This is a genomic window from Cupriavidus mimosae, from assembly GCF_023952485.1.
In the GTDB taxonomy this organism is placed as follows: Bacteria; Pseudomonadota; Gammaproteobacteria; order Burkholderiales; family Burkholderiaceae; genus Cupriavidus; species Cupriavidus taiwanensis_C.
In genome coordinates this window covers 245600-265708 of sequence record NZ_JALHRY010000009.1, presented here as the reverse complement: position 1 = coordinate 265708, position 20109 = coordinate 245600, and the positions used below count along the sequence as shown (strand labels likewise).

The 20109-nt window shown below is 67.5% G+C and carries 19 protein-coding genes; 13 read left to right on the top strand and 6 right to left on the bottom strand.

Annotated elements, in window-relative coordinates; all coding sequences use genetic code 11:
* The first annotated feature begins 33 nt into the window (after positions 1-33).
* Positions 34-1398 (top strand): sigma 54-interacting transcriptional regulator, encoded by a 1365-nt coding sequence (locus tag MKD50_RS18605; protein WP_115699465.1) that lies wholly within the window; start codon positions 34-36, stop codon positions 1396-1398.
* Between the two features lie 12 nt (positions 1399-1410).
* On the opposite strand, the gene MKD50_RS18600 is transcribed toward MKD50_RS18605, so the two are convergent.
* Positions 1411-1767 (bottom strand): YgiW/YdeI family stress tolerance OB fold protein, encoded by a 357-nt coding sequence (locus MKD50_RS18600; RefSeq protein WP_111521495.1) that lies wholly within the window; start codon positions 1765-1767, stop codon positions 1411-1413.
* Between the two features lie 135 nt (positions 1768-1902).
* Here MKD50_RS18600 and MKD50_RS18595 point away from each other — a divergent pair, with 135 nt between their 5' ends.
* Together MKD50_RS18595 and MKD50_RS18590 are read left to right on the top strand one after the other, a co-directional pair.
* Complete coding sequence (locus tag MKD50_RS18595) at positions 1903-3051, top strand: exonuclease SbcCD subunit D (protein WP_252668134.1); 1149 nt, start codon at positions 1903-1905, stop codon at positions 3049-3051.
* On the top strand, positions 3048-6110 hold the full coding sequence (locus MKD50_RS18590; protein ID WP_115699467.1) for an AAA family ATPase: 3063 nt from the start codon (positions 3048-3050) through the stop codon (positions 6108-6110). Before MKD50_RS18595 ends, MKD50_RS18590 begins: the two co-directional genes overlap by 4 nt.
* A gap of 16 nt (positions 6111-6126) precedes the next feature.
* Here MKD50_RS18590 and MKD50_RS18585 read toward each other — a convergent pair whose 3' ends face one another.
* Positions 6127-6375 carry a hypothetical protein gene (locus MKD50_RS18585; protein WP_115699468.1) on the bottom strand — a complete coding sequence of 83 codons (249 nt, stop codon included), beginning with the start codon at positions 6373-6375 and terminating at the stop codon, positions 6127-6129.
* Positions 6376-6901: 526 nt separating this feature from the next.
* Between MKD50_RS18585 and MKD50_RS18580 the strand changes: the two genes are divergently transcribed.
* From MKD50_RS18580 to MKD50_RS18545, 8 genes are all read left to right on the top strand, one after another.
* Positions 6902-7564 carry a 3-oxoacid CoA-transferase subunit A gene (locus tag MKD50_RS18580; protein WP_092316195.1) on the top strand — a complete coding sequence of 221 codons (663 nt, stop codon included), beginning with the start codon at positions 6902-6904 and terminating at the stop codon, positions 7562-7564.
* A gap of 22 nt (positions 7565-7586) precedes the next feature.
* Positions 7587-8225, top strand: coding sequence for a CoA transferase subunit B (locus tag MKD50_RS18575; RefSeq protein WP_240071444.1), 639 nt, complete (start codon positions 7587-7589; stop codon positions 8223-8225).
* Positions 8226-8267: 42 nt separating this feature from the next.
* Entirely contained in the window at positions 8268-9470 is a 1203-nt protein-coding gene (pcaF, locus tag MKD50_RS18570; RefSeq protein WP_115711979.1) for a 3-oxoadipyl-CoA thiolase, read from the top strand.
* Positions 9471-9662: 192 nt separating this feature from the next.
* Entirely contained in the window at positions 9663-10394 is a 732-nt protein-coding gene (locus MKD50_RS18565) for an SDR family NAD(P)-dependent oxidoreductase (protein WP_252668133.1), read from the top strand.
* Between the two features lie 198 nt (positions 10395-10592).
* Complete coding sequence (locus MKD50_RS18560; RefSeq protein WP_092316187.1) at positions 10593-11600, top strand: Bug family tripartite tricarboxylate transporter substrate binding protein; 1008 nt, start codon at positions 10593-10595, stop codon at positions 11598-11600.
* 286 nt (positions 11601-11886) lie between these two features.
* Positions 11887-12558: a CsgG/HfaB family protein gene (locus MKD50_RS18555; protein ID WP_252668169.1), complete on the top strand. Its 672-nt coding sequence runs from the start codon at positions 11887-11889 to the stop codon at positions 12556-12558.
* Between the two features lie 42 nt (positions 12559-12600).
* Positions 12601-13035 (top strand): DUF4810 domain-containing protein, encoded by a 435-nt coding sequence (locus tag MKD50_RS18550; RefSeq protein WP_252668132.1) that lies wholly within the window; start codon positions 12601-12603, stop codon positions 13033-13035.
* Positions 13032-13688, top strand: coding sequence for a DUF799 domain-containing protein (locus tag MKD50_RS18545; protein WP_240071446.1), 657 nt, complete (start codon positions 13032-13034; stop codon positions 13686-13688). The genes MKD50_RS18550 and MKD50_RS18545 overlap by 4 nt, the downstream gene beginning before the upstream one ends.
* Positions 13689-13724: 36 nt before the next feature.
* Here MKD50_RS18545 and MKD50_RS18540 read toward each other — a convergent pair whose 3' ends face one another.
* On the bottom strand, positions 13725-14771 hold the full coding sequence (locus tag MKD50_RS18540; protein ID WP_252668131.1) for a phytoene/squalene synthase family protein: 1047 nt from the start codon (positions 14769-14771) through the stop codon (positions 13725-13727).
* 218 nt (positions 14772-14989) lie between these two features.
* On the opposite strand from MKD50_RS18540, the gene MKD50_RS18535 reads away from it, so the two are divergent.
* Together MKD50_RS18535 and MKD50_RS18530 are read left to right on the top strand one after the other, a co-directional pair.
* Positions 14990-16051: a beta-keto acid cleavage family enzyme gene (locus MKD50_RS18535; RefSeq protein ID WP_252668130.1), complete on the top strand. Its 1062-nt coding sequence runs from the start codon at positions 14990-14992 to the stop codon at positions 16049-16051.
* A 112-nt stretch (positions 16052-16163) separates the two neighbouring features.
* Entirely contained in the window at positions 16164-17159 is a 996-nt protein-coding gene (locus tag MKD50_RS18530) for a Bug family tripartite tricarboxylate transporter substrate binding protein (protein WP_252668128.1), read from the top strand.
* Positions 17160-17193: 34 nt separating this feature from the next.
* On the opposite strand, the gene MKD50_RS18525 is transcribed toward MKD50_RS18530, so the two are convergent.
* From MKD50_RS18525 to MKD50_RS18515, 3 genes are all read right to left on the bottom strand, one after another.
* Positions 17194-18225: an AraC family transcriptional regulator gene (locus MKD50_RS18525; RefSeq protein ID WP_115699477.1), complete on the bottom strand. Its 1032-nt coding sequence runs from the start codon at positions 18223-18225 to the stop codon at positions 17194-17196.
* Positions 18226-18413: 188 nt separating this feature from the next.
* On the bottom strand, positions 18414-19259 hold the full coding sequence (locus MKD50_RS18520; protein ID WP_252668126.1) for a TauD/TfdA dioxygenase family protein: 846 nt from the start codon (positions 19257-19259) through the stop codon (positions 18414-18416).
* 155 nt (positions 19260-19414) lie between these two features.
* Complete coding sequence (locus MKD50_RS18515) at positions 19415-20071, bottom strand: dienelactone hydrolase family protein (RefSeq protein WP_252668125.1); 657 nt, start codon at positions 20069-20071, stop codon at positions 19415-19417.
* Between the last annotated feature and the right edge of the window lie 38 nt (positions 20072-20109).

Sequence of the window (20109 nt, the reverse complement as noted above, 5' to 3'; positions counted from 1 at the left end):
GATCGCGCCAAACCGCCTGATGGCAGAAACAGAATGAAGACAGATCGCTGGGCTTACGAAAACCTTGAAGTCTACGTGTGGGAAGGCAAGTACGAGATTGCCGACCGCGTCACGCGTTTCCTGGCGCCGCTGGGTGTCGACGTGATTCGCGCCGGCGCGCTCGAGGCCTTGCCGGCCGAGCCGCGCCTGAAGCCGTGCATCGCGGTGATCAGCGTGTCGGTGATCGGCGCCGCGCGTTTCTCGCTGGACTGGGAGGCCGCGCACGGCATGCCGGTGATCTGGGTGGCCGGGCCGGGGCGCGAGACCGATCCCGGTCGCTTCCCGCCGGAGTACGCGCATATCCTGGCCGATGACTTTACCGGCGCCGACCTGCGCGGCCAGATCGGCAAGCTGCTGCCGCAGCTGCTTGCCACCGAGGCCACCGGCGAGCGCGAGGCCGACCTGGTGGCCGGCTCGCCGGCGATGCGCCAGCTGCTGCAGCATGTGGAAACCTTTGCCGACTTCGGCAGCAACGTGATGCTGTACGGCGAAACCGGCGCCGGCAAGGAGCGCATCGCGCGCCTGTTCCATGAGCGCAACAGCACCTACGGCAAGGGCCCGTTCGTTGCGGTCAACTGCGGCGCGATTCCCGACGGGCTGTTCGAGTCGCAGTTCTTCGGCCATGCCAAGGGCGCGTTTACCGGGGCATCGTTCGCGCATCGCGGCTACTTCGAGCAGGCCAACGGCGGCACGCTGTTTCTCGACGAGATCGGCGACCTGCCGCTGTTCCAGCAGGTCAAGCTGCTGCGCGTGCTGGAAGAGAACGTGATCACCCGGCTGGGCTCGACGCTGGCGGTCAAGCTCGATTTCCGGCTGGTGGCCGCGACCAACAAGGACCTGCGCGACGCCGTGCGGCAGGGACGCTTCCGCGCCGACCTGTTCTTCCGCCTGGCGGTGATCGAAATGCGCATCCCCAGCCTGGAAGAGCGCGGCCCGGCCGACAAGGTGGCGCTGCTGCAGTCGTTCCTGCGCCATATGCTGGGCGCCTCCGGCTATGACGCGTTGCCGCCGATGCCGGACTGGCTCAAGGGCGCGGTCGGCACCGCCTACTTCACCGGCAACGTGCGCGAGCTGCGCAACCTGGCCGAGCGCGTCGGCATCACCGTGCAGCAGACCGGCCATTGGGACGAAGAGCGCATCCGGCCACTGTTCCGCGCGCTGCATCCGGGTGCGTTCGATGGCGGCGAGCGCGCCGACCTGCGCGGCGACATGGAAGAACGCCGCCGCATCCTGGCCGCGCTCGACGCCAATGGCTGGCGGCGGCAGGACACGGCGGCCAGCCTGGGCATCAGCCGGAAGGTGCTGTGGGAGAAGATGCGCAAGTACCAGATCGCCGACAGCGAGGCCGAGCCGGCCTGAGCGCAGCGCGCCTCAAGGCAGGCGGATCTCCTTCACGTCGAAGTGCGATTCGCCGATCAGTTCCTTGTCGTATTCGCCGACCAGTTCGACCGTGGTCTGCGCATCCACCGGCTTTTGCGCGGGCCAGGTCCTGGCCTTGATCTTCACCTTGATCTGGCCGGTTCCGTCCGAGAACAGATAGCGCTCGTCGCCGACGCTGCTGACGATCTTGCCGCGCAGCACGGCCTGCTGGTCGTCCTTGCCGTCGGCCTGCAGCGCCTTGACGGTCATCACGGGCACCGTGGAGGGACCGGTGTACTGGGCGCTGGCGCCGGCTGCGCCCAGGCCCAGCGCCAGTGCGAGGGTGGTGGTGGTCAGGATGCGTTTCATGTGCGTTCTCCGTTGAGAGGGATCGAGGGGCAACTGCGGCCATGATGCGCGCGTGCGCCTGAACCTGTGCTGAACAGGTGGCGGGCTGCGACGCATTATGATGCGGGTTTCGCCGATTCTTCAACGGACTCCGGATTGCGTTTCCTTCACACCGCCGACTGGCATCTCGGCCGCCTCTTCCATGCGCGCAGCCTGCTGGAAGACCAGGCCCATCTTCTCGACCAGTTTGTCGAACTGGTCCGCAACGAGCGCCCGGATGCGGTGCTGATCGCCGGCGACGTCTATGACCGCGCCGTGCCGCCGCCCGAGGCGGTGGCCTTGCTCGACGACGTGCTCGGCCGCATCGTGGTCGATGCCGGCGTGCCGGTAGTGATGATCGCGGGCAACCACGACAGCGCGCAGCGGCTGGAATTCGGCGCGCGCCTGATGCGCGCGCAGGGCCTGCACGTGGCCGGCCGCACGCTGGCCGAGGCCAGTTGCGTGTGCTTGCACGATGCGCACGGCGAAGTCCGCGTCTATGCGTTGCCGTATGCCGAACCCGCCGTGGTGCGCGATGCGCTCGGCACCGAGATGCCGTCGCACGAAGCCGCGTTGCGCGCGCAGCTCGATGCCATCCGCGCGGTGCATCCGCCGGGCGTGCGCGCGGTAGTGGTGGGCCATGCCTTCGTGGTGGGCGCCGCCGCCAGCGAATCGGAGCGGCCGCTGTCGGTGGGCGGCAGCGGCGCCGTCGCCGCGGAGCTGTTCGCCGGCTTCGATCTGGTCGCGCTGGGCCACCTGCACCGGCCGCAGACGCTGGGCGGCGGACGCATCCACTATGCGGGCTCGCTGCTGAAATACTCGCTGTCGGAATGCGCGCACGAGAAGTCGGTATCGCGCATCGAACTGGATGCGGACGGGGCCGTCGCCATCACGCCGCTGACGCTGCAGCCGCTGCGCGACGTGCGCGTGCTGGAGGGCGAGCTGGCACAGTTGCTGGCCATGGGCACCGACGACCCGCAGCGCGGCGACTACATCCACGCGCGCCTGACCGACACCGGCGCGCTGCTGGACCCGATGGCCCGGTTGCGCCAGGTCTATCCCAACGCGCTGGCGATCGAGCGCACCGTGCTGGCTCGCAGCGGCATGGCGTCGGAGGCGGGGCGCAAGCTGCGGCAACTGGGCACCGGCGAGCTGTTTGCCAGCTTCTTCCGCGAAGTGGCCGATGCCGAACTGGACCTGGACCAGCGTGCCGCGCTCGACCAGGTGCTGGCCGGCATCGCCGCGGCGGAACGGGAGTCGGCATGAGACCGCTGCATCTGACGCTGCAGGCGTTCGGCCCCTTTGCCGCGACCGAGGAGATCGATTTCACGCGTCTGGGCGAGCAGGCCTTCGTGCTGATCCATGGCCCCACCGGCGCGGGCAAGACCACGCTGCTCGATGCCATCTGCTTTGCGCTGTATGGCGACACCTCCGGCGGCGAGCGCAGCGCGCAAGCGATGCGCAGCGCCAATGCGGCAGCGGGCTTGCGCACCGAGGTGACGCTGACCTTCAGCCTTGGCGCGCAGCGCTGGCGCGTGGTGCGCTCGCCCGTGCAGGAGCGGCCCAAGCAGCGCGGCGAGGGTTGGGTCACCGAGCCGGCCAGGGCGCAGCTGGATCTGCACGATGGCAACGGCTGGGTCAGCAAGGCCAGCCAGCCCGGCAAGGTCAGCGATGCCGTGCGCGAGCTGCTGGGCTTTGACAGCGCGCAGTTCCGCCAGGTCATCGTGCTGCCGCAGGGACGCTTTCGCGAACTGCTGACCGCCAGTTCGCAGGCGCGGCAGGCCATCCTGGAACGGCTGTTCCGCACCGAGCTGTACCGCCGCGTGGAAGAGCTGCTGAAGATCGAGGCCGCCGGCATTCGGCGCGACGCCGAGCGCATCACGATCCAGCGCGACGAAGCCTTGCGGCAGGCCGGTGTGGAATCGGCACAGGCGTTGGCGGACAGCATCGCGGCCATGCAGGCCGAGCTGCAGGCGCTGCAAGGCCAGGAGCAGGGCGCACGCGCCGCGCAAGCCGGCGCGCAGGCCGCGCTCGCGGCCGGCGAGCAGGTGTCGGCGCGCTTGCAGGAGCGCCAGCAGGCGCAGGCCGCCCATGCCGCGCTGTTGGCGCGGCAGCCCGCCATCGATGACCAGCGTGGCCGCCTGCAGGCGGCGCAGCGCGCCGCGCGTGTGATGCCGGCGGTGCAGGCCGCACAGGCCGCGCAGCGCGATCACGCTGCCGGCGCCGCGGCATTGGCGCAGGCGACCGAGCATGCGGCTCGCGCCTTGCAACGGGCCACACAGGCCGCCGCGGCCTTGCAGGCGCAGGTGCAGCAGGCCGAAGTCCGCCAGGCCGCGCAGCGCCGCGTTACGCTGCTGGAAGCGATGCTGCCGCGCGCGCAGCGGCTGGGCGCGTTGCAGCGCGCCTTGCTCGAGGCCGAAGCCAGGCAGGTCACTGCTACCACCGCACGCGATCGCGCCTTGGCGCAGGTCGAGACATGCCGCGCCGCCGCCGTGACCGCCGAATCGGCACTGGGACAGGCGCAGCTTGCCGCGGCGCAGGCACAGGCGACCGCCTTGCAACTGGCCGCGCTGCAGGAGCGCGCGCGGCAGTTCGAACGGTACCGGCAGGCGGCGAGTTCGCTGGATGCCGCGAACACGCAGGCCGCGAGCCAGGCGCAGGCCGAACAGCAGGCGCTGCATCAGCGCGACCGCTGCCGCACCGCGCTGGCCGAAGCTGAAGCCACGTGGCGCGCCGGCCAGGCCGCGCGCCTGGCGCAGACGCTGGCGTCAGGTGATGCCTGCCCGGTGTGCGGCAGCACCGCGCATCCCGAGCCGGCACGGCAGGTAGCGCAGCCGCTGTCCGACCTGGCGCTGGAGGCCGCGCGCCAGGCACTGCTGGAAGCGGAATCCGAAGCGGTGCGCTGCGCCGGCCAGCACCAGGCCGCGCAACTGGCGATCGCACAGGCACGCGAGCGGCTGGAAGAACTGGCCGCGGCACTGGGCGATGCCAGCGCGGCAGCGGCCGCCGGCGTCAACGCTGACATCGAATCGCGGCAAGCGGCGCTGGCGCAGCAGCGCCAGGCTTCGGCAAGCCTGGCGCAACGCGAAGCCGCGATCGCGAGGTCGCGCGCGGCGCGCGACAGCGCCGAAGCCGTGCACCGCGATGCCGTGGTTGCGGCCGATGCCGCCGCGCAGGCATTGGCGCATTGCCGCGGCGAGTGGCAGGCGGAGAGCGCGCAGATTCCTGAAGATTCGCGCGATCCGGTGGCCCTGGGCCAGGCACTGCGCCAGGCGCAGGCGGCGCTTGCTGGACTGGAGCAGGCGCTGGCCGCGGCGCAGGCGGCAGAGCGCCAGGCTGCCGCGGAAGATGCCGGTGCGCAGGCCGCGCTGGTGTCGGCACGGCAGGCGCACGCGCAGATCACTGAACGCCTGGCCAACGCCGAAGCGGCATTGGCGCAGGCGCTCGCGCAGCAGGGCTTTGCCGATGCGCGGGCGCACGACGACGCCTGCCTGGACGACGACGCGATGCAAGCGCTGGACGCCACGCTGCGCACGTTCGATAGCCAGCTGGCCGCCGCCGCCGACCGGCGCGAGCGCGCGGAAGCTGCCGCGCAAGCGCTCGATGCGCCCGACCTGGACGGGCTGCGCGCGGCGCTGGCGGCTTCGGCGGCGATGGTGGAAGAGCTTGTGCGGCAGCAGGCTGAACGCGGCCGTTCCCGCGACGCGCTGCTGCAATGCCAGCAGCGGCTACAGCAGCTGGACCAGGCAGGCCGCGACATCGAAGCCCGCTTTGCCGTGCTGGGCCGGCTGGCCGAAGTGGCCAACGGCAACAACCCCCGCCGCATGACGTTCCAGCGCTTCGTGCTGGCCACGCTGCTCGACGAGGTGCTGGAAGCCGCGTCCATGCGGTTGCTGGCGATGAGCCGCGGCCGCTATGTGCTGCAGCGCGTGCGCGAGCAGGCCGACCAGCGCAGCGCGGGCGGGCTCGATATCGAGGTGTTCGACCACGATACCGGCGCGGCGCGCCCGGCCAATACGCTGTCAGGCGGCGAAGGTTTCCTCGCGTCGTTGTCGCTGGCGCTGGGCCTGGCCGACGTGGTGCAGTCGCGCGCGGGTGGCATCCAGCTCGACACGCTGTTCGTCGACGAAGGCTTCGGCACGCTCGATCCCGAAAGTCTCGACTTTGCACTGCGCACGCTGCTGGACCTGCAGCAGGCGGGGCGCCTGGTCGGGATCATTTCGCACGTGACGGAGTTGCGCGAGCGCATCGACGTGAGGCTGGAGGTGCGGCCCGGCACGGGCGGCAGCCGCGTGCTGCTGACCGGTGTGCCAGTGGCGGCCTAGACAGGAACAGACTCGGTCAGGCGACGACGGCCTGGCGGCAGCGGATCGCCATTACCTGTGCTTCAAAGGCGCGGGCGGCCGCACGGGCCAGGCGCGCGCGGCGCGACAGCGGCAGTGTGGGAGTCGGTGTGGCGGCGCCGGCAGGCGCCGTCGTGGCTTGTATCGAGTGACGATCCAATGCCCAGGCACTGCGGGTGACATGCAGGATGCGCGCGAGCGCTGCTGCATGGGGCGTGGAAGAAAACGGGACGTTGGCGGTGGCCATGATGAGGGGGCTCCTCGTTCTTGTGTGGTGCCAGGCGGGGCCGGCTCAGCCGGGTGGTCCGGAAGCTGCTGTGCGGCGCTGCCTTGTTCTGATTCAACGATAGGCCCGGCTGGCCTTGCGCCCTATCCCGTGCGAGCCGATTGTGATGTCGGCTCAGTCCTACACAGAGGGTGTCTGCATCACCTTGCGCGCTGATCGCACAAACTGGTTGGCCGACCGCCCGGTCGGCTTGACCGTCGCCGACGGCCAGGTGTAACCTGTTCATTCTGCGAATTCGAGTTCGTATATCGAACATTTCGGTTTGCCCCGGATTTATCGCCGGTTTATCGGAAGGTTTGATCGACGAGTGCCTGGTCCACTTCGACCGATGCAGAGCACGCGCAGACTGCTGGACTCGTTCACCGGGCGGCCAAGCCGCCCGCCGCAACGAACATCCTTCCGGCAGGATTACCGGAGACCGTCTTTCATGCGCCGCGGCTTGCGGCCCGCTCCGGTAGCCTGGCGGATCTTCCGACCTGGAACGCAAGTGATCAACAAGCTATACGACTCGGTGGAAGCGGCGGTTGCCGGCATCCACGACGGCGCCACCATCCTGACCGGCGGCTTCGGCCTGGCAGGCATGCCCGCGGAACTGATCGACGCGCTGATCGCGCAAGGCGCGCGCGACCTCACCATCGTCAACAACAACGCCGGCAACGGCGACACCGGGCTCGCCGCGCTGCTCAAGACCAAGCGCGTGCGCAAGATCATCTGCTCGTTCCCGCGCCAGGCGGATTCCTACGTGTTCGATTCGCTCTATCACGCCGGCGAGATCGAGCTGGAGCTGGTGCCGCAGGGCAACCTGGCCGAGCGCATCCGCGCTGCGGGGGCCGGCATCGGCGGCTTCTTCACCCGCACCGCCTACGGCACGCCGCTGGCCGAAGGCAAGGAAACGCGCATCATCGACGGCCAGGGCTATGTGTTCGAAACCCCGATCCACGCCGACTTCGCACTGATCAAGGCCGACACCGCCGACCGCTGGGGCAACCTGACCTACCGCAAGACCGCGCGCAACTTCGGCCCGATCATGGCGATGGCCGCCAAATGCGCGATCGTGCAGGTCAGCCGCGTGGTCGAACTGGGCGAGATGGACCCCGAGCACATCGTCACGCCGGGCCTGTTCGTCAAGCGTGTCGTCAAGGTCGCCTGAGCGCGAATACAGGAGAAACAGCATGCAACGCCTGACCCGCGATCAGATGGCCGCCCGCGTGGCCAAAGACATTCCCGACGGTGCCGTGGTCAACCTCGGCATCGGGCTGCCCACCCTGGTGGGCAACCACCTGCCGGCCGACAAGGAAATCCTGCTGCACAGCGAGAACGGCCTGCTCGGCATGGGCCCGGCGCCCGCCGCAGGTGAAGAGGACGGCGACCTGATCAATGCCGGCAAGCAGCCGGTGACGATCAAGCCGGGCGGCTCGTACTTCCACCATGCCGATTCGTTCGCGATGATGCGCGGCGGCCATCTCGACTTCTGCGTGCTGGGCGCGTTCCAGGTGTCGCAGCAGGGCGACCTGGCCAACTGGCACACCGGCGCACCGGGCGCCATCCCCGCCGTGGGCGGCGCGATGGACCTGGCAATCGGCGCCAAGCAGGTGTTCGTGATGATGGAGCACCTGACCAAGCAGGGCGAAAGCAAGATCGTGCCGCAATGCACCTATCCGCTGACCGGCATCGGCTGCGTGACGCGCATCTACACTGACCTTGCCACCATCGACGTGACCCCCGACGGGCTGGTCGCGCGCGACCTGGTGGAAGGCCTGAGCTTTGACGAACTGCAGCGCCTGACCGGCGTGCCCCTGAAGCAGGCCTGAGCGCCCGCATCGATATCCATCACAAAGAGAGAGAGACGCACCATGACCGAAGCCTTTATCTGCGACGCCATCCGCACCCCCATCGGCCGCTACGGCGGCAGCCTGTCCGCGGTGCGCGCGGACGACCTCGGCGCGGTGCCGCTGAAGGCGCTGATGGCCCGCAACGCCAACGTCGACTGGAAGGCCATCGACGACGTGATCTACGGCAACGCCAACCAGGCCGGCGAAGACAACCGCAACGTGGCGCGCATGTCGTCGCTGCTGGCGGGCCTGCCGCAAGACGTGCCGGGTGCCACCATCAACCGCCTGTGCGGCTCGGGCATGGACGCCACCGGCACCGCCGCGCGCGCGATCAAGGCCGGCGAGGCCAACCTGATGATCGCCGGCGGCGTGGAAAGCATGAGCCGCGCCCCGTTCGTGATGGGCAAGGCCACCAGCGCGTTCTCGCGCGATGCGCAGATCTTCGACACCACCATCGGCTGGCGCTTCATCAACCCGGCCATGCGTGCCGCCTACGGCGTGGACTCGATGCCCGAGACCGCCGAGAACGTCGCCACCGACTACAAGATCAGCCGCGAAGACCAGGACCTGATGGCGCTGCGCAGCCAGGAAAAGGCCTCGCGCGCGCAGGCCGACGGCACGCTGGCCCAGGAAATCACCGCGGTCACGATCCCGCAGAAGAAGGGCGATGCCATCGTGGTCGAACGCGACGAACACCCGCGCGCCACCAGCATGGAAGCGCTGGCCAAGCTGCGCGGCGTGGTCCGTCCTGACGGCACCGTGACCGCCGGCAATGCCTCGGGCGTGAACGACGGCGCCTGCGCGATCCTGCTGGCGAGCGAAGCCGGCATCAAGCAACACGGCCTGACCCCGCGCGCGCGCATCGTCGGCATGGCCACCGCCGGCGTGGCGCCGCGCGTGATGGGCATCGGCCCGGCACCGGCCACGCAGAAGCTGATGAAGCAACTGGGCATGACGCTGGACCAGATCGACGTGATCGAACTGAACGAAGCGTTTGCCGCGCAAGGCCTGGCCGTGCTGCGTGAACTGGGTATCGCCGACGACGACAAGCGCGTCAACCCCAACGGCGGCGCGATCGCGCTGGGCCACCCGCTGGGCATGAGCGGCGCGCGCCTGGTCACCACCGCGATGTACCAGCTGCACCGCACCGGCGGCCGCTTCGCGCTGTGCACCATGTGCATCGGCGTGGGCCAGGGTATCGCGATGGTGATCGAGCGCGTTTAAGCGCGGCGGTCAGTTCTACCGCTTGTTGGCTCCCTCTCCCGCTGGCGGGAGAGGGTTGGGGTGAGGGCGGGCGCATCGACGAAGTCAGTCGTGCTGGTATGCAAAGTCCTGCCCTCACCCCCGGCCCCTCTCCCGCATGCGGGAGAGGGGAGCAAGACCGCAGTCCGCAGTCGTTTTGAAAGTGAGTCAAAGATGTCCCTCCCCGTAGCCACCCTCGTCACCGGCGGCAGTTCCGGCATCGGCCGCGCCATCTGTGAAATGCTGCTGGCCGATGGCGTGACCCAGGTGGTCAATGTCGATTACGCCGCGCCGGCGTGGTCGCATCCCAACCTGAGCTTCTTCCAGGCCGACCTGACCGATGCCGAGGCGACCCGCGCCGCGGCGGAGCAGGTCACGTCGCGCTTTGCGGTCACGCGCCTGGTGAACAATGCCGGCGCCACCCGCCCCGGCACCGCCGACAGCGCCACTGTTGCCGACCTGGACTACGTCACCGGCCTGCACCTGCAAGCCCCGCTGCTGCTGCTGCAAGCCTGCCTGCCCGCAATGCGCGCCGCGGGGTTCGGCCGCATCGTCAACATGGCCTCGCGCGCCGCGCTGGGCAAGCCGGAGCGCGTGGTGTACTCGGCCACCAAGGCCGGCCTGGTTGGCATGACCCGCACGCTGGCGATGGAGCTGGGCGGCGACGGCATTACCGTCAACGCCGTGGCACCGGGCCCGATCGCCACCGAGCTGTTCCGCAAAAGCAATCCCGAAGGCGCGGAGCAAACCAAGCGCATCCTTGCCAGCATCACCGTCAAGCGCATGGGCACCCCGGAAGACGTAGCGCGCGCCGCGCTGTTTTTCCTGTCGCCCGACAACGGCTTCGTCACCGGCCAGGTGCTGTACGTTTGCGGCGGCACCACGCTGGGCGTTGCGCCGGTGTAAGGACCGGCGGGCCTGCGCGACTCAAGCATTCAACAAGAAGAGACGTTAACCAAGCGTCACGCATGGCGGCCCATAAGCGGCCGCCCACCGGAAGCGCGCGTGTGCGCGCTCCGTTCGGGAACGGCAATCACGCCATTCAGCACAACCTCCCGCGGTACCCGATCACCGCCGGAACGATATAGCACCGGAGCTTTACCGATGAGACAAGATTCCCAGACCTCCACCACGCGCCGCCGCCTGCTTGCCGCCGGCGTGGCACTGGCCACCACCATCGCCGGCTTTGCCGGCGCGGCCCATGCGCAGGGCGGCTATCCGACCAAGCCGATCACGCTGATCGTGCCGTTCTCGGCCGGCGGCACCACCGACATCCTGGCCCGCATCGTCGGCCTGCAGCTGGGCAAGGCGCTCGGCCAGCCGGTGGTGATCGACAACCGTCCGGGCGCGGGCGGCAACATCGGCGCGTCGCTGGCCGCCAAGGCCCCGGGCGACGGCTACACGCTGTTCATGGGCACCATCGGCACGCACGCCATCAACCAGTCGCTGTACTCCAAGCTGCCGTACGACCCGGTCAAGGACTTCGCGCCGATCAGCCGCGTGGCGATGGTGCCGAACCTGGTGGTGGCCAACCCCAAGGTGCCGGTCAACAACATCAAGGAACTGATTGCCTACGTCAAGGCCAACCCGGACAAGCTGTCGTACGGCTCGTCGGGCAGCGGCTCGTCGATGCACCTGTCGGGCGAGCTGTTCAACTCGATGACCGGCCTGCATATCCAGCACATCCCGTACAAGGGCAGCGCCCCCGCCGTGAACGATCTGCTGGGCAACCAGATCGGCCTGATGTTCGACAACATGCCGTCGTCATACCCGCACGTGAAGGCGGGCAAGCTGCGCGCACTGGCGGTGACCTCGGCCAAGCGCTCGCCGGCGTTGCCCAACGTGCCGACCGTGGCCGAATCGGGCGTGCCCGGCTATGAAGCCACCTCGTGGTTCGCGCTGTACGCCACCGGCGGCACGCCGCAGGCCATCGTCGACCGCCTCAACGCCGAAGTGGTGAAGATCCTGGCCATGCCGGACGTGAAGAAGCAGATGGCCGACCAGGGCGCCGAGCCCAACCCGGAAAAGCCGGCCCAGCTGGCCGCGTTCATGAAGTCGGAAACGGCCAAGTGGGCGAAGGTGGTGAAGGCTTCGGGGGCGACGGTGGATTGAGCATCCGCCAGGCTCTTGCTGCCTGCAGCATCGAACCGGCCCGTTGGGCCGGTTTTTTTTTGCTTCGTCGCCGCGCGTGGCTAAGGATTTGCCAAAGCCTGCCGTAAGACAGGACTGGGGGCCATGCGACCCGCCGCCAGCTGTGTTGATCCAGGTCGATCTTCCCTTGCCGGGCAGGTGTACCATGGCGCGCGTCGCGGGCCACACCGCGGTGCGGGCGGTGCCGCCGTGGCGTGCGCCATGGCATCCGCTCAATCACAACAGGGAGAAAGACCAAGTGAAGACCATGACATCGTGCGGCCTGCTCGGCGCGGCCGCCGCCGCGCTGCTGCTGGCGGGCTGCGCCACCGAGACCTCGACCGCCTTGCCGGTGCAGAAGGTGGAAAGCGCCAGCCGGCCCTATAACGGCGTGCGCACGCCGATTGCCGTCGGCAAGTTCGACAACCGCTCCAACTACATGCGCGGCGTCTTCTCGGACGGCATCGACCGCCTGAGCGGCCAGGCCAAGACCAGCCTGGTGACCCATCTGCAGCAGACCAACCGCTTCAATGTGCTGGAGCGCGAGAACCTGGCGGAGATCAAGCGCGAGGCAGCGATCAAGAACCAGGCGCAACGCCTCAAGGGCGCCGACTATGTGGTGACCGGCGATATCACCGAGTTCGGGCGCAAGGAAGTCGGCGACGTGCAGCTGTTCGGCATCCTCGGCCGCGGCCGCGAACAGGTGGCCTATGCCAAGGTCAACCTTAATATCGTCAACATCAGTACCTCGGAAGTCGTGTATGCCACGCAAGGCGCGGGCGAATACAAGCTGTCGAACCGCGAGGTGATCGGGTTTGGCGGCACGGCCAGCTATGACTCGACGCTCAACGGCAAGGTCATGGACCTGGCCATGCGCGAGGCCGTGAACAACCTGGTCAGCGCCATCGAGACCGGCGCCTGGAAGCCGGCCCAGCAGTAAGCGCCCGGTCGCGGCGCTGAATCCAACGCAACGAGAACAACAATGATGAACACGGTCATGCTGCATCGCGCAGCATTATTGTCGGCCGCCGGCAGCCTCCTGCTTGCCGGCTGCGCGGCGCCCAAGCCCATGTACCAGTGGGAGGGCTACCAGACGCAGGTCTACGAATATTTCAAGGGCGAATCCAGGGAAGCGCAGATCACGGCCCTGGAAAGCGGGCTGCAGAAGATCCAGGCGCAGAGCGGCTCGGTGCCGCCGGGCTATCACGCCCAGCTTGGCTTGCTGTACCTGAACATCGGCAAGGGCGACCAGATGATCAAGGAATTCCAGACCGAAAAGACGCTGTTTCCGGAATCGGCGCCTTATATGGATTTCCTGCTCAGGAACGTCAAGGGCGACACCCGCACCGAGATCAAGACCGGCGCGGCCGCCGGCAAGGAAGTTGGCACGGCCACCACCGCAAGGAGCTCCCAATGATGCGCCGACTCCTTACCTATGTCGCTGGCGTGGCCATGGCCATGCTGTTCGCCGGCTGTGCCGTGCCGACCAAGCAGGTGGATTACGCCGCCTTCAAGGCCAGCCGGCCGCGCTCGATCGTGGTCTTGCCGCCGCAGAACACGTCGCCTGACGTCAAGGCCACCTATGCCATGCTGTCGCAAGCCACCTTCCCGCTGGCGGAATCCGGCTACTACGTGCTGCCCGTGGCCGTGGTCGACGAAACCTTCCGGCAGAACGGCCTGACGGTGCCGGACGACATCCATGCCGTGCCGTTGGCCAAGCTGCACGAGATCTTCGGCGCGGACGCGGCACTGTACGTCACCGTGACCGAGTATGGCTCGCGCTACCAGATCCTCAGCAGCGTGACCCGAGTGGCGGCCAACGCCAAGCTGGTCGACCTGAGGAACGGCGACGTCCTGTGGTCCGGCACCGCGGTGGCTGCCACCGACAGCTCCAGCAGCGGCGGCGGGCTGATCGGCATGCTGATCAGTGCGGCCATCACGCAGGCGATGAACCACACCATGGACGCCAGCTATACCGTTGCGGGCAGCACCAGCTACCGGCTGCTGGCGGCGGGACAGCCTGGCGGCCTGCTGTATGGGCCGCGCTCGCCGAAATATCAGTCCGACTAAGGTTGTCCCGCCGGGGCGGCACCGGCGGTGCCGGCCTCAGCGGATGATGGCGGAGATATCGCGCTTCTGGCGTGCAAACCAGAAGCGCAACAGCCGGTTCGACAGCACCGCCGGCAGCGAGCCCGCCAGGATCCGGTAAACCCCGCTACGGGGCAGCCGCGACGCCCTGGCGGGATCGAGCCAGTCTTCATTGCGCACCAGGCGCTTCAGCGTCTCCATGCCGATCAGCACCGGCCACAGGCAGGCCAGCCGCAGCCTGACGAAACGCGCGGGGATGGCCAGCGTATAGGCCAGCGCTTGTTCGAAGTGTGCCAGCGTGATGCGGACCAGCTCTAACATCAGCGGGCGCGCGAGCGTGGAGGCGTCCGGGCGCAGCAGGTCCTGCGGTTGCAGACCGTGCCGCTCCAGCATCGTCTCGGGCAGGTAGCAGCGGCCGATGCGCAGATCCTTGCCGCAGTCGCGCAGCACATTGGTCATCTGCAGGGCTTTGCCAAAGCGAATCCCACGGCGCAGCATGGTCTCGGTGTCGCCGATCGCACCGGCCATATGCGCGGCCGCCATGCAGGTCCAGAACTCGCCCACGCAGCCGGCGACCAGGTAGGTATAGCGGTCCAGCGCATCCGCTTCACGCAGCGCGACGATGCGCCCCGCGCGCTCATCAGGGAACGTGCGCAGGTCGAATTCCATCCCTTCGGTCAGCGTCGACACGATCTGCCGCACTGCGCTGCGGTCTGCCGGCTCCAGTTGCGCCAGCACCGCCAGCGCGTGTTCAAGCGACTCGAGCAGGACGCGTTCGTCGGACTGCTCCTGCCGGCTTGCCACTTCCGCCGCGAAGTCGGGCATCGACGCCACCCCCGCATTCACGCCGTTGACCTGCTCGCGCAGCGACAGCAGCAATGCCAGCCGCCTTTCCGGTGCGATCAGCGCGGTATCCGCAATGGTGTCCGCGGCGCGTGCGAGCAGATAGGCCAGCCCGACCGGATCCCGCATGCGCGCGGGCAGCACGCGCAGCGTCAGGTAGAACGAACGCGACACGCCTTTTAGCAGCGGACCGAGGAGGAATTCCCGGCTGGTGTCGCGCATGGGTGGTGACCTGTCCTTGAGAAATTGGCGTGGATGCGCCCGCTCGGCAAGGCCGCGGGCCGGGACATTGTACCTGCGGCGTCGCTCGCGCCTTGTCACAAAGGGGAAAGTCCGGGGCATGCAAGGGAAAGCAGAAAGCTGCACCGGGCCGGATGATTCCATCGTCGCGCAGGTCCTTGAATAACCGGATTCGCATCCACCCTTGGAGACCAACCAGCATGAACTTCCTTGACGGCCACCTGTATCCCGAAAACCAGCAGCCTCTGATCATCACCGCCGCGCCCTATGCGCCGGGATGGATCCCGTCGGACTTTCCGGAAGATATCCCGGTCACCATGGAGGATCAGATCCAGAAGGCGGTGGACTGCTATGAAGCCGGTGCACGCGTGCTGCATCTGCATGTGCGCGAAGCCGACGGCAAGGGCAGCAAGCGCCTGTCCCAGTTCAACGAACTGATCGCCGGCGTGCGCGCCGCGTGCCCCGAGATTGTCATCCAGGTAGGAGGCTCGATCAGCTTCGCGCCGGAAGAGGGCCAGGAAGCCAAATGGCTCGACGATGACACGCGGCATATGCTGGCCGAACTCGATCCGAAGCCCGACCAGGTGACCGTGACCGTCAACACCTCGCAGATGAACGTGACGGAGCATGCCGGCGTGGATGATTTCAAGGGGGTTTCGCGGGGATTCGCGCACCTCTACGGTACCTACAAGGACATGGTCGTGCCGTCGAATCCCAGCTGGTTCGAGGAGCATGTCCGACGCCTGACCGCCGCCGGCATCCAGAGCGAATTCCAGTGCTACAACATCAACAGCTTCGAGACCATCGAGCGGATGATTCGCCGCGGCGTTTACAAGGGCCCGCTGGTGATGAACTGGGTGGCGATCAGCGGTGGCATGGACCAGGCCAACATCTACAACCTGGCCAACATTCTGCGTGCCGTGCCGGATGGCGCCGTGGTCACGGTGGAGAGCTCGGTGCTCAATGTGCTGCCCATCAACATGATCGGCATGGCGTTGGGCCTGCATGTGCGGTGTGGCATCGAGGACGTGCTGTGGAATCAGACCCGCACGGGCAAGATGAGCACGGTCGAGCAGATCAGGCAACTGGTGCGCATCGCCGGAGAATTCGGCCGCCCCATCGCCACCGCGCAGCAGGCCCGGGAGATCCTGCAGCTTGGCGTCTTCTACGACACCGTGGAAGAAACGCTGCAGAAGAATGGCTTTGCCCCCAATCGCAACGGCGGCCACCAGGGCTTCCTGCGCAAGGCCGAGTGCATGTAAGGAAATCTTCGAACGGCTCACTCGGCTCCGCCATGTGCGTCGCCCTGCCGCCAGGGCAACGCACATGGAAGCAGCAGCGAGCGTCAACAAGACAAGCACATGGAGGTAGGCAATGGCATGGCGAATTCAACGGCTGGTTGCTGTCACGCTGGGCACGGGGGCGCTTGTGGCGTGGTCCGCGGCCGGCTCGGTGCAGGCGGAAGAAGCCTGGCCCACACGCCCGATCCAGATGGTGGTTGCGTCGTCGGCAGGATCAGGAACCGATGCCCTGGCACGCGTGATGGCGCAACGCCTGTCGGTCGCGCTGAAGCAACCGGTCGTCATTGAAAACCGCCCGGGCGGCAGTGGCGTCATCGGGACAAGCGCCGTCGTCAAGGCGCCTGCCGACGGATACACGATCCTGTACACCACGGCATCGAATCAGGTCGTCGCGCCGGCGGTGCTCAAGAGTCTTCCGTATGACCCGAAGAAGAGCCTGGTCCCCATTGCCGAGACGGCGGAGGGTGGCGTGCTGCTGCTGGTCAGCAACGACCTGCCGGCGCACAACCTGCAGGAGCTGGTCCAGCTGCTGAAGGCGAACCCGGACAAGTACAGCTACGCGAGCTGGGCCACGGGTTCTTCAGGGCAGCTGACCATGGAATGGCTCAAGAAGCAGACCGGCATCAAGGCGGAGCACGTCGCCTACCGGACCTCGAATCAGCTGTTGACCGACCTTGCCTCGGGTGTCGTAAAGATCGGTTGGACCGACCCGGCCGCGCCCGTGCCTTTCCTGCGCGCCGGCAAGGTCCGCGCCATTGCCGTCACCGGCACCGTGCGCGCGCCGAAGCTGCCGGATGTCAAGACCATGGGGGAACAGGGCTATCCGTTCGACATGACGGGCTGGTTCGGCATGTTCGCTCCCGCGGGAACCAGCCCGGCCATCGTCAAGCGGCTGGCCGATGAGGTCAGCAAGGTCCAGGCGTCCCCGCAGCTCGCCACGATGATGAAGACCATGAACTTCGGGCCGCCACCGGTGAAGACCCCGGTGCAGTTCGGCGAGACCGTCAGCCATGATCTGCAGGCCTGGGCGAAGATCGCGGCCGATGCAAAGATCCGGCTGGATGAATGAACCAGGCCGGCCCGCAAATCCTGTTCTCGGAGCGTTATGCCCGGCTAGCCGTCGCAGGTGCCGCGGGTCGGCGCGCGGTGCGGCTCTCCCTGGGGCTGCAACCGAATTGCGCGTGATACCAGCGCGAGAAACCGCTCAGCGCAGAAAAGCCGAGCATCGTCGCCACTTCAGTCAGGGGACGATCGCTCTCGATGACATGACGCGTCGCGAGTTCCGTGCGCACTTCATTGACGATGGTCGAGAAGCTCTGCCCCTCTTCCGCCAGGCGGCGCTGAACCGTGCGGCACACCACGCCCAGGCTTTCGGCCACCTGTTCGATGCTGCAGCGGCCGCTGGGCAACAGCAACAGGACCGCGCGGCGCACGTCCTCGCGCATCGTGGTCCGCTGCGACATGGCGGAGCTGTCGACCAGCCGCTGCGCGTAGCGCGCCATGGCGGGATCGGCCCAGGGGTTGCGCGCATCGAGATCGGCCTTCGCGCAGACGATGCCGTTGAAGTCGCAATTGAATTCGATGCGAAGGCCCAGGAAGCGATGGTGGGCACTGAGGTCGCGCGGCGCGGCGTGTTCGAAGCATACGCGCTGCGGCTGCCAATCGGGCCGGAGCAGCTGGCGTATCAATCGCACCATGACGCCGAGCGCCAGCTCCATCCTCTGGCGAGTCGGCTGGTGTGCACTGCCGGCAATCAGCGTCTCGCGGATGATGACCAGTTCGCCACACTCTTCGACCGCCAGCGACTGCGCACCATTGAGCAGCGGCTGGTAGCGCATCAGCATGTCGAGCGAATCACGCAGCGTCGCCTGGTCGCGGATCAGCATGCCTACCGCGCCAAGATTCGACAGCAGGCGTGACTCTGCCATGCACAAGCCGAAACTCTCATTGCCCGACATGTCGGCGGAGGCCTGGAGCAGGCGACCAAAACGCTCGACCGGAATCTTGAGGTCAGGCTCGCGCAGCACGCCTGGACTCAGCCCCGCGTCAAACAGCATCCGCACCGGGTCCAGCCCGGCGGCACGGGCAACCTCGCTGTAGTTGGTGAGGGCTGCTGCGCGCACAAGTAACGACATCTGGAACCGACGCAGAAAAATTGACAGCCCATGATAAATAGCCACCATGCCTTGTCAAGCGAGGATAACCCGCGACGTTGCTCGTGTCGAAGCCGCCGCACGGCGCAACGCGACGCATGACAGCCGACGCACTTCGACGGCTTCCGCACCGCTTGCAGCCCGCATGCGCTTGCCTGCGCGCGTACGCATCAGTAGGGGATATCGCCGACGATGCCGGCGCGCTCCAGCTTGCGCGGTGCCGGGTAGTAGTCGTTCACCGCGTAGTGCTGGGTGCTGCGGTTGTCCCAGACGGCAACATCGCCCTGCTGCCAGGCCCAGCGCACCTGGTACTCGGGAATGGTGGCGCGGCTGGTCAGGTAGTTGAGCAGCAGCGAAGCGCCGGGGGACTTGTCGATGCCGTGGCGCACGTTTTCCGGCGTGCTGTAGTTGGTGAAGTGGGTCGTGAACGAGGCACCGACAAACAGGATCTTCTCCCCGGTCTCGGGATGGGTACGCACCACCGGGTGCTCTACCGGCGGATGTTCGCTGGCCAGCCTGGCCCGGTCTTCGGGCGTCATGACCGCGCCAAAGCTGTGCTCGATGCTTGCCCGGGCGCGCAAGCCGTCGATCTTGCGCTTGATCTCCTCGGGCAGCTCTTCGTAGGCCTTCGCCATGTTGACCCAGATGGTGTCGCCGCCGATCTCCGGGCATTCGATGCAGCGCAGTACCGCCCCCATGGCCGGATTGGGCCGCCACAGGCCGTCGCAGTGATAGCTGTTCTCGTAGCTGTGCGGGTTGTCGCTCCGGTAGACCTTCACCAGGCCGGGATGCTCGGGCACACTGCCGGCCACCGGATGGTCTTCCAGCTTGCCGAAGCCGCTCGCGAAGGCCACGTGATCGGCGCGCGAGATCTCTTGCCGGCGAAAGAAAAGCACCTTGAACTTGAGCAGCGCCGAACGGATCTCGGCGAAAAGCGCCGGATCGCGTGCCGCCTGGCCGAGGTTGACGCCAGAAATCTCGGCGCCGATGGCGGGGGTGATTTGCCTGATCTTCATTGTGGTGTCTCCTGCAGGTCGGTCGATCGTCGGACGCTTCGGCGTCCGGCCTATGCAGGCCAGTATCGGGCGCGCCCCCGGCTACCTGCTTACTTTGCAGGGACATTGACTTGCCAGTTGGCGACACGCGGGGCGCAGGCGTCCCCACACGTTGCTCAGGTCGATGCCTTGCCCAGATAGCGCTCGAACCATTGCGCCGCCAGGCGAGCCACCGACTGCAGCGCGCCGGGCTCTTCGAACAGATGGGAAGCGCCGGGCACGATCACCAGCTTCTTCGGGCATGACAGCTGGGCGAAGGCGGACTCGTTCCGTTCCAGCACGCTGACATCGAGCCCGCCGACGATCAGCATGGTCGGTGTCGGCAGGGTGGCGAGGGCGTCGGCGCCTGCCAGGTCGACCCTGCCGCCGCGCGAGACGATGGCGCCGATCGGGGTTGGCGACATGCTCGCGGCGCGAATCGATGCGGCGGCACCGATGCTGGCGCCGAAGTAGCCCAGCTGAGCTGGCATGCCGGCCTGCTGCGTGACCCAGCTGGTGGCATGGGCAAGCCGCTCGGCCAGCAACGCGACGTCGAAGCGGATCGCCTGCACCTGGTCTTCGTCGGGCAGCAGCAGATCCATCAGCAAGGTTGCCATGCCGCCGCGATTGAGTTCGGCGGCCACGTAGCGATTGCGCGGGCTATGGCGCGAACTGCCGGTGCCGTGCGCGAACAGCACCAGTGCCGTGGCGCCCGGGGGCACCGCGAGCACGCCTTGCAAGATCACGCCGGCGGCCGGGATCGTCACCTCGGTGGTGTTGGCATCGCCATGCATAACGCTGGCCTCCCCTGGGATGTATCGGATGCGGCCCC

Coding starts and splice junctions, on each gene's coding strand:
- MKD50_RS18605 (WP_115699465.1), top strand. CDS start 34: ATGAAGACAGATCGCTGGGCTTACGAAAACCTTGAAGTCTACGTGTGG.
- MKD50_RS18550 (WP_252668132.1), top strand. CDS start 12,601: ATGATGAACACGGTCATGCTGCATCGCGCAGCATTATTGTCGGCCGCC.
- MKD50_RS18565 (WP_252668133.1), top strand. CDS start 9,663: ATGTCCCTCCCCGTAGCCACCCTCGTCACCGGCGGCAGTTCCGGCATC.
- MKD50_RS18535 (WP_252668130.1), top strand. CDS start 14,990: ATGAACTTCCTTGACGGCCACCTGTATCCCGAAAACCAGCAGCCTCTG.
- MKD50_RS18545 (WP_240071446.1), top strand. CDS start 13,032: ATGATGCGCCGACTCCTTACCTATGTCGCTGGCGTGGCCATGGCCATG.
- MKD50_RS18575 (WP_240071444.1), top strand. CDS start 7,587: ATGCAACGCCTGACCCGCGATCAGATGGCCGCCCGCGTGGCCAAAGAC.
- MKD50_RS18520 (WP_252668126.1), bottom strand. CDS start 19,259: ATGAAGATCAGGCAAATCACCCCCGCCATCGGCGCCGAGATTTCTGGC.
- MKD50_RS18515 (WP_252668125.1), bottom strand. CDS start 20,071: ATGCATGGCGATGCCAACACCACCGAGGTGACGATCCCGGCCGCCGGC.
- MKD50_RS18525 (WP_115699477.1), bottom strand. CDS start 18,225: ATGTCGTTACTTGTGCGCGCAGCAGCCCTCACCAACTACAGCGAGGTT.
- pcaF (WP_115711979.1), top strand. CDS start 8,268: ATGACCGAAGCCTTTATCTGCGACGCCATCCGCACCCCCATCGGCCGC.
- MKD50_RS18560 (WP_092316187.1), top strand. CDS start 10,593: ATGAGACAAGATTCCCAGACCTCCACCACGCGCCGCCGCCTGCTTGCC.
- MKD50_RS18540 (WP_252668131.1), bottom strand. CDS start 14,771: ATGCGCGACACCAGCCGGGAATTCCTCCTCGGTCCGCTGCTAAAAGGC.
- MKD50_RS18585 (WP_115699468.1), bottom strand. CDS start 6,375: ATGGCCACCGCCAACGTCCCGTTTTCTTCCACGCCCCATGCAGCAGCG.
- MKD50_RS18530 (WP_252668128.1), top strand. CDS start 16,164: ATGGCATGGCGAATTCAACGGCTGGTTGCTGTCACGCTGGGCACGGGG.
- MKD50_RS18600 (WP_111521495.1), bottom strand. CDS start 1,767: ATGAAACGCATCCTGACCACCACCACCCTCGCACTGGCGCTGGGCCTG.
- MKD50_RS18555 (WP_252668169.1), top strand. CDS start 11,887: ATGACATCGTGCGGCCTGCTCGGCGCGGCCGCCGCCGCGCTGCTGCTG.
- MKD50_RS18590 (WP_115699467.1), top strand. CDS start 3,048: ATGAGACCGCTGCATCTGACGCTGCAGGCGTTCGGCCCCTTTGCCGCG.